The organism is Streptomyces sp. V4I2 (assembly GCF_030817655.1).
In the GTDB taxonomy this organism is placed as follows: domain Bacteria; phylum Actinomycetota; class Actinomycetes; order Streptomycetales; family Streptomycetaceae; genus Streptomyces; species Streptomyces plumbiresistens.
In genome coordinates this window covers 8548001-8560275 of the sequence record NZ_JAUSZM010000003.1, presented here as the reverse complement: position 1 = coordinate 8560275, position 12275 = coordinate 8548001, and the positions used below count along the sequence as shown (strand labels likewise).

Sequence of the window (12275 nt, the reverse complement as noted above, 5' to 3'; positions counted from 1 at the left end):
CCAAACGGGCTGGGTGCCCGAGGCGGACGAGGTGGACGAAGAGGAGGAGATGCCCCTCTCTCTGCGCCTCTCAATAGCGGACACGCTCACCCTCGGCAACGCCACGTGCGGCTTCATGGCGGTGTACTTCACCACCACCGGCATCCTGATCCCGCATCTCACCGGCAGCCAGGAAACCGGCATGGCCCGCCACAGCGCGGCCACGGCGGTCATCCTGATGCTGTGCGCGGCGGTCTTCGACCTCTTCGACGGCCTGGTGGCACGAAAGCTGCGCTCCTCGCCCATGGGCGCCGAGCTGGACAACCTGTCGGACCTGATCAGCTTCGGCCTGGCCCCGGCGTACTTCGTCCTGGTGTACGGCATGGTCGCCGACGACGCGCACCAACGGGTGGCGGCGGTCGGGGCGATCGTGGTGCTCCTGGCGGTGGTGCTGCGGCTGGCGAGATTCTCCTGCGTGACGGTGAAGGACGGCACCTTCCAGGGCATGCCCTCGCCGTTCGGCGCGCTGACGGTGGTCTCGATCGTGCTGCTCGAGCTGCCCTTCGTGGCGACGCTTCTCGCGATCCTCGGTACGGCCTGGCTGATGGTGAGCCGGGTCGAGTACCCGAAGCCGCGGGGCCGTCTCGCGGTGGCGATGCTCGCCTGGATCGTCCTGTCCATGGGCCTCCTGGCGGCCTGGGCGTTCGACGCCCCCAGCGGCCAGCTGCTCCTGCAGACGGGCTGCGCGCTCCAGCTGGTCATGGGCGCGGTGATCCCGCTGTTCGCCACGGCCCGCCGGGTGAACAACTTCCGGGACAACCGACGCGAGGCCCGGGCGGCACAGCTGCCGTAGCGGTCGTACGACAGACAGTGTGAAGGGCCCCGAGCCGACCGGCTCGGGGCCCTTCACGTGTTCCGGGCTCCGCTCAGGTCAGGAAGTCCCGCGCGATCCCCTCCGCCACCCGCTCCAGGATCGGGCCGGCCTCGGCGATGCACTTGGCCACGTCCGGCTCGGCGTCCGTCAGCGGGTAGGCCCGGCGGATGCCGGCCCGGCCCAGTGCCTCCGGAGGCAGGGCGAGCCGTCCGCAGACCGCGATGACCTCCTTGCCCTGCGCCCGGGCCGCGGCCGCCACGCCCGCCGGGGCCTTGCCGTGCAGGGTCTGCTCGTCCAGGGAGCCCTCGCCGGTGATCACCAGGGTGGCCTTCTCCAGAGCCGGCCCGAAGCCCAGGACGTCGAGCATGACCTCGATGCCGGGACGGAAGCGGGCGCCGAGGAGCAGAGCCCCGTATCCGATACCGCCCGCGGCGCCCGCGCCGGGCGAGGCGGCGTACTCGGCGGCCTTCGCGCCGACAGACCGCTCCAGCACCTTCGCGTAGTGCGCGAGCGCCGCGTCCAGCGCCTGCACGTCGTCAGGCGAGGCGCCCTTCTGCGGGCCGTACACCGCCGGTGCGCCCTTCGGGCCGGTCAGCGGGTTGTCGACGTCGCTCGCGAGGACGAACTCGACGGAGGCGAGCCGGGCGTCCAGGTCGGTCAGGTCGGCCGAGGCCAGGTCCGCCAGGCCCCCGCCGCCCGGGGCGAGAGGCTCTCCCTCCGCGTCCAGGAACCGCGCGCCGAGCGCGGAGAGCATCCCGGCGCCCCCGTCCGTGGTGGCGCTGCCGCCGACCCCGAACACGATCGTCCGCGCCCCCGCGTCCAGCGCGGCCCGCAGCAGCTCTCCCGAGCCGTACGTGGACGCCGTGAGCGGCGCGAAGACGCCCGCGGGCAGCCGCTGCAGCCCGCTCGCCTCCGCCATCTCCACGACCGCCGTGTCGCCACGCAGCGCGAAGGCGGCCGTCACCTCCTGCCCGAGCGGGCCGGCGACCCGTACCTCGCGCCGCTCGAATCCGGCCGCGACCGCCGCGTCCACCGTCCCGTCGCCGCCGTCGGCCACCGGCAGCGCGTCCACGTCGAGGCCCGGTACGGCCCGGCGCAGCCCGGCCGTCACCCGCTCGGCGACCTCCACGGCCGTCAGCGAGCCCTTGAACTTGTCCGCGGCGATGAGCACCCGCGCTCCGACCCGGGCCTTGTTCACTGCAGCGTTCGCCACCTTGTTTTCCCCTTGCTCTCCGGGCCCCACGCATGTCAAGGGGCCAGTCGCGCCGCTGCGACCTTAACCGGGGGACGCCGCCGCCGTCATGCCCCGACCGGCCCCTGGGACAAGCCTGAAGGATGCCTGCGCGGACGGCCGAACGCCGCGCGGCCGTCCCCGGAATTGGGTAGACCGGAGCTATGACCGCTGTGGGCACCGAGCAAGAACTCGCCGACCGCGTCCTCGGGGGCTGGCTGGGCCGGATCGCGGGCAACATGCTCGGCAAACCGGTCGAGCAGGGCGACCTGTGGACGCGGGACCGGATCGACCGCTATCTGCGGCAGGCCGCCGCGCTGCCGCTCACCGACTACCTGCCCGAGCCCGTCGACGAGAGCGACGGCTTCGAGCTGCGGCCTGAGTGGCGCCAGTGCGTGCGCGGCCGCATCCACGGCAGCTGCCGCGACGACGACGTCGACTACGCCATCCTCGGCCTCGACCTCCTGGAGACCCACGGCTTCGCGTTCAGCACCGAGCAGGTGGGCGACCTGTGGCTGCTTCGGCTGCCCTATCTGCAGACGTTCACGGCGGAGCGGGCCGCCTATCGCAACCTCGCCAACGGGCTGAAGCCGCCGCTGACGGCGACGTACGACAATCCGTACCAGGAGTGGATCGGGGCCCTCATCCGCGCCGACATCTACGGCTGGACCCGCCCCGGCGCCCCGCGCCGCGCCGCCTCCCTCGCCCGCCGGGACGCCGTGCTGTCCCACTCCGGCAACGGCGTGTACGGCGCGATGTGGGCGGCGGCGCTGGTCTCGGCGGCATTCACGGCGCGCAGCGTGCGGGACGCCGTCGACGAGGCGCTGGCCGTCATCCCGGGCAGCAGCCGCCTCGCCCGTACCGTACGGCGGGTCGTGTCGCTCCACGACACCCGGATGACCTGGGAGGACACGCTCACCACGGTGGCCGAGGAGACCGCCGGGCTCGGCTGGATCCACACCATCCCGAACGCCGCCGTGCTCACCGCCGGGCTCCTGTACGGCGACGGCGACTTCACCCGCACCATCACGCTCACCGTCCGCGGCGGCCTGGACACCGACTCCAACGGCGCGACCGCGGGCTCGGTGGCCGGCGTGCTGACCGGGGCGGACGCCGTCCCGGCCCAGTGGAAGGACCCGCTGGAGGACACGGTGCGCAGCGCGGTGTTCGGCTTCGACGGGGTGCGGATCAGCGAGCTGGCGGAGCGGACGCTGCGGCTGGCGGAGACGGTGGACTCCTAGCCAGGGAGTCGGAGGTGGGGTTGCGGAAGCTGGTTACCCTTCCTTGATGACCTCCACTGAAGACTTCGCCACGTACATCGCGGGTCTCCCGCGTGTCCTGGCCGGCGCCGCCGCCCTCTTCCGCGACGCCGAGGGCCGGGTGCTGCTCGTCGAGCCCAACTACCGCGAGGGCTGGGCACTTCCGGGCGGCACGATCGAGTCCGACGAGGGCGAGACACCGAGGCAGGGCGCGCGCCGCGAGACGTTCGAGGAGATCGGCCTGGACCGCGAGCTCGGCCGGCTGCTCACGGTGGACTGGGTGCACGGGACGGCCCGCCCGCCGCTGGTGGCGTATCTGTACGACGGCGGGGTCCTCGGCGAGAACGACTTCAAGGCGATCCGCCTGCAGGAGGAGGAGCTGCTGTCCTGGCGGATGGTCCCGCGCGGGGAACTCGCCGAGTACCTGCCCGGTGCCCTGGGCCACCGCGTCCTGACCGCGCTGGAAGTGCTCGCGGCGGGCTCGGGAACGGCGGAGCTGGAGAACGGGCACCGGGTGGGCTGACACGGGCTGTGGGCGGGCCCCGTAGGCCCACCCGGTGCCCGGTCGGTTCCCGGACCGGCACTCCTCGGACAACCACGTGCCGGGTCCGATTTCGGCCCCGCTGAGATCGAGCGTGCCGCTGATCCGGGCGCCCGCGAGCCAGCCGTCCCCGTTGTCCGGATCCTCGTCCGCACCGCGGGGCCGCAGATCCACCGGCCGCCCGGTGGGGAACGCGTCCCACAACTGGCGTTCCGCCGACGTCAGTTCTTCGTACGAGTGCACCGGGGAAGGGCAGTGGGTGGCGACCGGCCCGATATCTGTTCGCCGCGGCAGATCGTCCGGCCTACCCTCGGTGACATGACCAAGCCCCTCGTCGCCATCCTCAGCGGCGCCGGCATCTCGACCGACTCCGGCATCCCGGACTACCGCGGGCCGAACGGGCTGTGGCGGCGGGATCCCGAGGCCGAGAAGCTCGTGACGTACGAGTACTACATGGGTGATCCGGAGATCCGGCGGCGGTCCTGGCAGATGCGGCGCGAGAACCGGACGCTTCGGGCCGAGCCGAATGCCGCGCACCGGGCCGTGGCCGAGCTGGAGCGGTCCGGGGTGCCGGTGCGGGTGATCACGCAGAACGTGGACGGGCTGCACCAGCTCGCCGGGCTGCCGGCCCGCAAGGTGCTGGAGCTGCACGGGACCGCGCGGAGCGTGGTGTGCACCAGGTGCCATGCCCGGGGTCCGATGGAGGACGCGCTGGCGCGGGTCGAGGCCGGGGAGGAGGATCCGCCGTGTCTGGAGTGCGGCGGGATCCTGAAGTCCGCGACGGTGATGTTCGGCGAGCGGCTCGACCCGGTGGTGCTCGGTGAGTCGCTCGCCATCACCAAGGCGTGTCAGGTGTTCGTCGCCGTCGGCAGCAGTCTGCAGGTGCAGCCCGCCGCCGGGCTCGCCGGTGTCGCCGCCGACCACGGTGCGCGGCTGATCATCGTCAACGCCGAGCCGACGCCGTACGACGAATGCGCCGACGAAGTGATCCGGGAGCCGATCGGCACGGCGCTGCCCGAGCTGCTGCGCGAGCTCGGCGAGTAGCTCAGAATCGCTTGCATGACCTCTGCCATTCGCCATGTGACGATCGACTCCGCCGACGCCTACCGCCTCGCCACCTTCTGGTCCCAGGTCCTGGGCCAGCCCGTGCATGAGGACGACAAGCCGGGAGACGAGGACGCGCTGATCGAGGGTGCCGGTCTGCTGTTCGTCACCGTCCCGGAGCCCAAGACGGTCAAGAACCGTGTGCATCTCGACCTCCAGCCGAAGGACCGTACCCGTGACGAGGAGGTCGAGCGTCTCCTCGCCGTCGGGGCCACGCTGGTCGACGACCGCCGGAACGCGGACGGCACGGGCTGGGCGGTCCTCGCCGACCCGGAGGGCAACGAGTTCTGCGTGGAGCGCGGTGCGGCGGAGCGGGCCGGCTGACCCGAGCAGGCCTCTAGAACAGCGCCGGCCCGCTCTCGAAGTCCAGCAGCCGCTGCTTGCGGTCCAGGCCGCCCCCGTACCCGGTGAGACTTCCGTTCGCACCGACGACACGGTGACACGGCACGATGATGCCGACCGGGTTCCTGCCGTTGGCGAGGCCGACCGCTCGGGAGGCGGTGGGGCTGCCGCGGGCGTCGGCCAGTTCGCCGTAGGAGCGGGTCTCGCCGTACGGGATCGCTCGGAGCTGTTCCCAGACGCTGCGCTGGAACGGGGTTCCGTGCAGGCGCAGTTCGAGCGTGAACTCCTTCAACTCGCCCGCGAAGTAGGCCTTCAGCTGGTCGGTGGCCTCCCCGAAGGCCGGTAGGTCGTCGCGTTCGCCGAAGGCCTCTTCCGGTGGGCGGTGGCGTTGGCCGGTCATGTAGAGGCCGCAGAGGACGCCGTCGTCGGCGACGAGGGTGAGGGGGCCGTAGGGGCTGTCGGTCACTGTGTGCTGCTTCATGGAGTCGTCCCTGAATCCTTGTGCGTGCTTATCGGTGCTTATCGGTGCTTATGCATGCCTGTGTGCCCTTATACGGGCAGGAAGTTGATCGGGTGACTGTCGGTCGCCCACAGGTACTGGACGGCGTACGCCCGCCAGGGCCGCCAGGCCGCCGCCCGGGCCGTGAGCGCCGCCGGGGTCGAGGGCAGGCCCAACTCCTGGGCGGCGCGCCGGATTCCGAGGTCGGTGGGGAGGAAGGCGTCCGGGTCGCCGAGGGCGCGCATGGCGATGACGTCGACCGTCCAGGGGCCGAAGCCGGGGAGCGCGAGGAGTTGGGCGCGGGTCTGGGTCCAGTCGCTCTCCACGCCCAAGTTCAGGGAGCCGTCGGCGAGTTGGTCCACCAGCGTGGTGAACGTGGTCCGGCGCGTCCGGGGCATCGCCAGCGCCTCGGGGTCCACCGCGGCGAGTGCCTCGGGGGCCGGGAAGAGATGGGTGAGGCCGCCCTCGGGGTCGTCGACCGGATCGCCGTGCGCGATCACCAGACGGGCCGCGTGCGTACGGGCCGCCGCCGTGGAGACCTGCTGGCCCAGCACCGCCCGTACGGCGAACTCCGCCTCGTCGACCGTGCGGGGGACGCGCCGGCCTGGGGCCTTGTCGACCAGCGGGGCGAGCAGCGGATCCGTGCGCAGCTGGTCGTCGACGGCGACCGGGTCGGCGTCCAGGTCGAGCAGGCGGCGGCAGCGGCTGATGGCGACGGTCAGGTCACGCAGGTCGCTGAGGGCGAGGCGGCAGGCGATGTGGTCCGGTTGCGGGGTGAGGCCCACGATGCCGTGGCCGTACGGCAGCCGCAGCGTGCGCCGGTAGGCGCCGTCCCGCCATTCCTCGACGCCCGGGACGGCGGTCGCGGCGAGGTGGCCGAAGAGGTTGTCCGGGTTGAGGGGGGCGCGGAACGGGAGGCGGAGGGTGAGGGCGCCCGGGGCGCTGGTGGACGTGCTGGTGGAGGTGCTGGTCGAGGTGCTGGTCGAGGTGGTGCTCGCGGACGTCCTCTTCTTCGGCAGGCGGACGCGCAGTTCGCTGGGCGACAGGGCGAAGACCTCGCGCACGGTGTCGTTGAAGGTGCGGATCGAGGCGAAGCCGGCCGCGAAGGCGATGTCCGCCATCGGGAGGGGGGTCGTCTCGATGAGGATCCTGGCCGTCTGGGCGCGCTGGGCGCGGGCGAGGGCGAGCGGGCCCGCGCCCAGTTCGGCGAGCAGCTGGCGTTCGACCTGCCGAGTGCTGTAGCCGAGCCGGGCGGCGAGCCCGGGCACGCCCTCGCGGTCCACGACGCCGTCGGCGACCAGGCGCATGGCGCGTGCCACGAGGTCGGCGCGCTGGTTCCACTCCGGGGAGCCGGGGCTGGTGTCGGGGCGGCAGCGTTTGCAGGCCCGGAACCCCGCCAGCTGGCAGGCCGCCGCGCTCGGGTAGAAGGTCATGTTCTCGGGCTTGGGCGGCACCACCGGGCAGCTGGGCCGGCAGTAGATCCGGGTCGTCAGGACAGCCGTGAAGAACCAGCCGTCGAAGCGGGCGTCCTTGGACTGGACGGCGCGTACGCAGCGCTCGGTGTCGGTGTGCATCCCCATCTGCATGGATCCAGCATCGTCCACGAGCGGGGGCGAGGCTGGCGAGAATCCGACATCGACCTCAGCTGTCCTGCGCCGGGCCGGACCGGGTCCCACAGGACCAGGCGGCGGGCCGCTCCCTGGTGCCGCACCTCGGTCCCCTGCCGGGGACCGAGGTGCGGTTTGGGGCTCCGCCCGGGAGAGACCCCGCCCGCCCGGCGCTATTCCGTCGCCGTAGGCCGCCGCGAGGCGGCCATCGCCTCGTCGACGTCCGTCAGGGGGCGCAGCCGGTAGCTGTACGCGTAGTCGCGGTTGGCGAGGAGCTTGAACTCGTCGTGGGTGTGCGCACCCCAGCTGTTGTCACCGCCCACGCCCATCTGCCGGTGGTTCACACGGAGTACGACCCCCTCGCGCGGCGTGAGCTGGTAGTCGTGGCGTGCTCCGACCGACAGGTCCTCCGGCGTGAAGTGCGAGGCACTGACCTCGAGGAGGGGCTCGCCGGAGACCAGCAGGCCCACGCCGCGTCGGTCGGTCAGGGCGGCCCATCGCACGTCGGTCTTGTTGCCGTTCTCCTGCGGGCGGATGTAGGAGGTCCACTGCCCGGAGGCGGTCCCGGAGTAAATGCCCACGTCCGTACCGTAGTTGCGGTCCCAGTGGTTCTCCTCGGGGCCGCGGCCGTAGTAACGCAGCTGCTCCAGACGCGCGGGCAGGAACAGCAGGCTGCCCACCTCGGGGATGTACGGCAGGCTCGACGCCCCCGGGTGCAGGGTGTGGTCGACCTTGATCTCGCCGTTGCCGAAGACCGTGTAGGTGGTGGTGTACGTCGACTCGACGGTCGTCGGCAGCGTGCCAGCGACCTTGATCTCGACCGCCCTGTCGCGCAGGGCGCGCACGGTCACGTCCGTCACCTTGCGGTTCGCCCCGGCGTCGCGCCAGATCTGGTTGCGGGTGTGCTGGCCGTTGCCGTGGTCGTTGTCGGTGGGCGCCCGCCAGAAGTTGGGTGCGGGGCCGGAGGTGATGAGCCGGGTGCCACGGACCTCGTACGAGGTGATGGTTCCGCTGCTCTTGTCGACGACGACCGTGAAGTCCCCGCCGGTGACGGTCACTTGGGTGCCTCCGTCGAGGTGGCTGAGGGCGGGCACGCTCGCCAGTGGGACGGGTGTCACCGCCGGGCTTCCCGCGTCGAGGGCAAGTTGCTGCCGAGCCACCTCGAAGCCGGCCTTCGCCCACTTCGTGGACTCCTTGGTGGTGAAGGACAGTTCGAGGAAGTACTCGGCGCCGGGCGCCGGTCGGGCCGGCAGCCTCACGGGCACCGTGATGTCCTTGCTCGACAGCGGTGGCACGTCGAGCTGGTTGCGCGTCAGTTTCCCTCGCTGCACGACCTTTCCGTCCGCGACCAGAGACCAACTTCCGTCGAACTCGCGGAGGTTGGTGAACAGGTTCTCGTTGGTGAGAGTCACCGCTCCGGGCGCTCCGGCCCTTCCGCCTGCGACCGGTGCCGCGTTGACGGACTGGTAGACCCGCTTGATCTCGGCCGCCTTGCCGGTGTGCCCCCGGTCGGCGGTGACGATGCCGTCCGCGACGAAGTTCCCGTCGTTGGGGTTGTCGCCCCAGTCGCCGCCGTACGCGAAGAAGGACTTGTCCCTCGGCCGCTTCTCGGTGACCGCGACGGTGGCCGCGTCGAACCAGAACCGCACGCCCTGGTCGCCGGGACCGCGGCTGTCGGAGGCCAGTTCGGCGGCGCTGAGCGCACGGGCGTACACGCGTGCCCGGCGGACGGTGCCGCTGAACTCGCGGGTGATGTTGTCGACGTCGGTGGCGAGCGCGAGGGGCGCGGTGTTGTTGCTGGGAGGCCGGGTGGTGGTCCGGGTGGCCTTCGCCTCTCCGTCGACGTACAGAGTGAGCGTGCCCGCGGCCACGTCGCAGACGCCGGCGATATGGTGCTCGGTGCCCGTCCAGTCGTCCGGCAGCGCCCAGGTGGCGGTGACCCACTGGCCGCCGCCGTAGATGAAGAACTCCAGGTTCCGGCCCGACTGTTTGAGGGCGTACTGCGTGTCGCCCTTGGCGATGATGGGCTGGTGGTAGCCGGTCACCTGGGGGGTGACCCATGCCTCCAGGGTCAGGGAGCCGGTGAGGTCGAGGCTGGGGTCGCGGGCGAAGACGGTGCCGCCGGAGACACCCTTGGCGCGGTCGAACGTGCCGCTGGGCGCGATGAGTTCGCCGCGCAACCTGCCGGGTCCGGTCTCGGTCAGCAGTGTGCGCGCCGGGGTGGGCCAGCTCAGGGCCTGGTCGACGAAGTCCCAGATCCAGCCGCCCTGGAGGACGTCGTGGCGCCGGATGATGTCCCAGTACTTCTTGAAGTTGCCGTTGGAGTTCCCCATCGCGTGGGAGTACTCGATCATGACGTACGGCCGGGTGTCGGCGGTGTCCTTCGCACGCTGCTCGACGCGCGCAGGGCTCTCGTACATCTCGGAGCGGATGTCACTGACCGTGGGGCGGTCGTCGCCCTCGTACTGGATGACGCGCGTCGGGTCGTAGGAGCGGATCCAGTCGTGCATGGCGACGAATGTGCTGCCGCCGCCCGCCTCGTTGCCGAGGGACCAGATCACCACCGAGGCATGGTTCTTGTCGCGGTGGACCATGTTCTGCGCGCGGGCCACGCACGCCTCGGTCCAGTCCGCGTGGTTGCCCGGGTATTCGTCGCGGATGCCGTGCGTCTCAAGGTTGGTCTCGTCGACGAGGTAGAGGCCGTACTCGTCGGCGAGTTCGTACCACAGCGGGTTGTTCGGGTAGTGCGAGGTGCGGACCGTGTTCATGTTCAGCCGCTTGACGATCCCGATGTCCTCGACCATGTCCGCGCGGGTCAGCGCCGTGCCGCGGTCCGGATGCATCTCGTGCCGGTTGGTGCCCCGGAAGGAGACGGGTCGGCCGTTGATCCGCATCAGCCCGTCCTTGAGCGCGAACTCCCGCAGGCCGACCCGGTGCGAGAGCGTCTCGATCACCTTGCCCGCGGGGTCGCGCAGCCGCAGCACGGCGGTGTAGAGGTTCGGGTGTTCGGCCGACCACAGCTTCGGCTCGGGTACGGCCTTCGCCGCTTGTACGGTCGTTTCGGCGCCGGTGCCGAGATCGACGGTCTGCTGCAGCGGCCGGGACCAGACAGGGTGTCCGTCGGCGTCATACAGCATCGTGTCGACTGTATACCGTCTACCCGATCCCGATCCCGACCCCGACCCCGAATCGGATCCTGTATCCGATCCGCTGCCGTAGTCCCGCACGCTCGCGGTGACCGCCAGCTCGGCGGCCGTGTAGTCGTCGCTCAGCGGGGTGTCCAGCTTGAAGTCGCGCAGGTGGACCGCCGGCGTGGAGTACAGGTACACCGAGCGGAAGATGCCGCTCAGCCGGATCATGTCCTGGTCCTCCAGCCAGTCGCCGTCGGAGTAGCGGTACACCTCCACCGCGATCTGGTTGGTGCCGGGCCTGAGATGCTCGGTGATGTCGTACTCGGCGGGGCTGAACGAGTCCTCGTGGTAGCCCACCAACTCCCCGTTGATCCACACGTAGTGGGCCGACTTGACGCCCTCGAAGTGCAGGAACGTCCGCCGTCCCGACCAGTCGCGGGGGACGGTGAAGGTGCGGCGGTACTGGCCGACCGGGTTGTAGCGGGTCGGCGCGGCCGGGGGCTGCGGTTCCTCGCCCAGGCCGTTGGGGCCCCACCAGGGGTAGGTGATGTTGACGTAGATCGGGAAGTCGTAGCCGTGCTGCTGCCAGACCGAGGGGACGGGGATCGTGTCCCAGCCGCTGTCGTCGAGGTCGGTGCGGTGGAAGTCGGCGTCCCGGTCGTCGGGGCGGTCGGCGTAGGCGAACTTCCACTTGCCGTCGAGGCCCAGCCGGTACGGCGAGCGGGTGCGGTCGGCGGCCAGGGCCTGTCTGACGTCCTGGTACGGCATGAGGGTGGTGTGCGGGGGCTCGGTGCCCAGGCGGAAGACGGCGATGTTGCCGTTCCACTCCGGTAAGGCGTCCGCGGCTGCCGTGCGCCGGCCGGCGGCCGAGGCGGGGGCGGGCGAGGCGGACAGGGCGAGCGCGCCGAGTACGGCGGCTCCGCCCTCCAGCAGACGGCGGCGGCTGAACACGTGCGGGTGCGGGTGCCGGTGCGAGCGCGGGTGCGGGTGCGGCATGACCGTGGCCTTCCTCGGTGCGACTGTGGGGGTGCGCGAACTGAGGGTGCGTCAGGAGGGTCAGGGGTGTCAGGGGTTCAGAACGTGACTACTGGCGACAAAGGCAACTACTGAGTCAGGGGAACCCTAGGACTCGCACACAATCGAAGCAATGTTCCTGTCGGACTTTGTGCGGTCCTGTTGAGCCACGCCGGCTTTCGTCACCGGGTCTGCGTGGCGAACGCCTCGTACGCCCGCTCGTCGAAGAGGACGAACCTGATCTCCTGGACCGCCGTGTCCGTCGCCCGTACCGTCTCCACCGCGATACGCGCCGCGTCGTCCATCGGCCAGCCGTAGATGCCCGCGGAAACGGCCGGGAACGCCACCGTACGGGCGCCGAGTTCGTCGGCGACCCGGAGTGATTCCCGGTAGCAGGAGGCGAGCAGCTCGGAGCGGTCCTCCTCGGAGGAGTAGCGCGGGCCGACGGTGTGGATCACCCACCGCGCGTGCAGTTCACCCGCGGTCGTCGCGACCGCCTGACCGGTCGGCAGGCCCTTGCCGTAGTGCGAGGCGCGCAGCTTGCGGCAGTCCGCGAGGATCGCCGGGCCGCCGCGGCGGTGAATGGCACCGTCGACGCCTCCGCCGCCCAGCAGGGAGGAGTTCGCCGCGTTGACGATCGCGTCGGCGCTCTGCCGGGTGATGTCGCCCTGGACGAGGGTGATCGTGGTCATGT

General features: G+C 71.3%; 10 protein-coding genes. 5 read left to right on the top strand and 5 right to left on the bottom strand.

What is annotated here, in order from left to right; translation table 11 throughout:
• Window positions 1–13: 13 nt before the first annotated feature.
• Entirely contained in the window at window positions 14–832 is an 819-nt protein-coding gene (gene pssA, locus QFZ76_RS40100; RefSeq protein ID WP_266453019.1) for a CDP-diacylglycerol--serine O-phosphatidyltransferase, read from the top strand.
• A 73-nt stretch (window positions 833–905) separates the two neighbouring features.
• On the opposite strand, the gene QFZ76_RS40095 is transcribed toward pssA, so the two are convergent.
• Complete coding sequence (locus tag QFZ76_RS40095) at window positions 906–2024, bottom strand: glycerate kinase (RefSeq protein WP_307680268.1); 1119 nt, start codon at window positions 2022–2024, stop codon at window positions 906–908.
• A 224-nt stretch (window positions 2025–2248) separates the two neighbouring features.
• Between QFZ76_RS40095 and QFZ76_RS40090 the strand changes: the two genes are divergently transcribed.
• The 4 genes from QFZ76_RS40090 to QFZ76_RS40070 all read left to right on the top strand — a co-directional run bounded on the left by QFZ76_RS40090 (window position 2249) and on the right by QFZ76_RS40070 (window position 5312).
• A complete protein-coding gene (locus tag QFZ76_RS40090; RefSeq protein ID WP_307678264.1) occupies window positions 2249–3325 on the top strand; it encodes an ADP-ribosylglycohydrolase family protein in 1077 nt (358 codons plus the stop codon).
• Between the two features lie 46 nt (window positions 3326–3371).
• Window positions 3372–3866, top strand: coding sequence for an NUDIX hydrolase (locus tag QFZ76_RS40085; RefSeq protein ID WP_307678263.1), 495 nt, complete (start codon window positions 3372–3374; stop codon window positions 3864–3866).
• A 336-nt stretch (window positions 3867–4202) separates the two neighbouring features.
• On the top strand, window positions 4203–4928 hold the full coding sequence (locus QFZ76_RS40075; protein WP_307678262.1) for a Sir2 family NAD-dependent protein deacetylase: 726 nt from the start codon (window positions 4203–4205) through the stop codon (window positions 4926–4928).
• 15 nt (window positions 4929–4943) lie between these two features.
• A complete protein-coding gene (locus tag QFZ76_RS40070) occupies window positions 4944–5312 on the top strand; it encodes a VOC family protein (RefSeq protein WP_266449951.1) in 369 nt (122 codons plus the stop codon).
• Window positions 5313–5325: 13 nt separating this feature from the next.
• Here the strand turns inward: QFZ76_RS40070 and QFZ76_RS40065 are convergent, their stop codons facing one another.
• The 4 genes from QFZ76_RS40065 to QFZ76_RS40050 all read right to left on the bottom strand — a co-directional run bounded on the left by QFZ76_RS40065 (window position 5326) and on the right by QFZ76_RS40050 (window position 12273).
• Window positions 5326–5811 (bottom strand): methylated-DNA--[protein]-cysteine S-methyltransferase, encoded by a 486-nt coding sequence (locus QFZ76_RS40065; protein ID WP_307678261.1) that lies wholly within the window; start codon window positions 5809–5811, stop codon window positions 5326–5328.
• 68 nt (window positions 5812–5879) lie between these two features.
• Window positions 5880–7403 carry an AlkA N-terminal domain-containing protein gene (locus QFZ76_RS40060; protein ID WP_307680267.1) on the bottom strand — a complete coding sequence of 508 codons (1524 nt, stop codon included), beginning with the start codon at window positions 7401–7403 and terminating at the stop codon, window positions 5880–5882.
• A 206-nt stretch (window positions 7404–7609) separates the two neighbouring features.
• Window positions 7610–11563 carry a glycoside hydrolase family 2 TIM barrel-domain containing protein gene (locus QFZ76_RS40055; RefSeq protein ID WP_307678260.1) on the bottom strand — a complete coding sequence of 1318 codons (3954 nt, stop codon included), beginning with the start codon at window positions 11561–11563 and terminating at the stop codon, window positions 7610–7612.
• Window positions 11564–11763: 200 nt separating this feature from the next.
• The gene (locus QFZ76_RS40050) at window positions 11764–12273 is read right to left on the bottom strand and encodes an O-acetyl-ADP-ribose deacetylase (protein WP_307678259.1); all 510 of its coding nucleotides are present in this window, start codon (window positions 12271–12273) and stop codon (window positions 11764–11766) included.
• Between the last annotated feature and the right edge of the window lie 2 nt (window positions 12274–12275).

Bases quoted from the DNA above. Each gene is read 5' to 3' on its own strand.
- QFZ76_RS40090 (WP_307678264.1), top strand. From the start codon at position 2,249: ATGACCGCTGTGGGCACCGAGCAAGAACTCGCCGACCGCGTCCTCGGG.
- QFZ76_RS40085 (WP_307678263.1), top strand. From the start codon at position 3,372: ATGACCTCCACTGAAGACTTCGCCACGTACATCGCGGGTCTCCCGCGT.
- QFZ76_RS40075 (WP_307678262.1), top strand. From the start codon at position 4,203: ATGACCAAGCCCCTCGTCGCCATCCTCAGCGGCGCCGGCATCTCGACC.
- QFZ76_RS40070 (WP_266449951.1), top strand. From the start codon at position 4,944: ATGACCTCTGCCATTCGCCATGTGACGATCGACTCCGCCGACGCCTAC.
- QFZ76_RS40065 (WP_307678261.1), bottom strand. From the start codon at position 5,811: ATGAAGCAGCACACAGTGACCGACAGCCCCTACGGCCCCCTCACCCTC.
- QFZ76_RS40060 (WP_307680267.1), bottom strand. From the start codon at position 7,403: ATGCACACCGACACCGAGCGCTGCGTACGCGCCGTCCAGTCCAAGGAC.
- QFZ76_RS40055 (WP_307678260.1), bottom strand. From the start codon at position 11,563: ATGCCGCACCCGCACCCGCGCTCGCACCGGCACCCGCACCCGCACGTG.
- QFZ76_RS40050 (WP_307678259.1), bottom strand. From the start codon at position 12,273: ATGACCACGATCACCCTCGTCCAGGGCGACATCACCCGGCAGAGCGCC.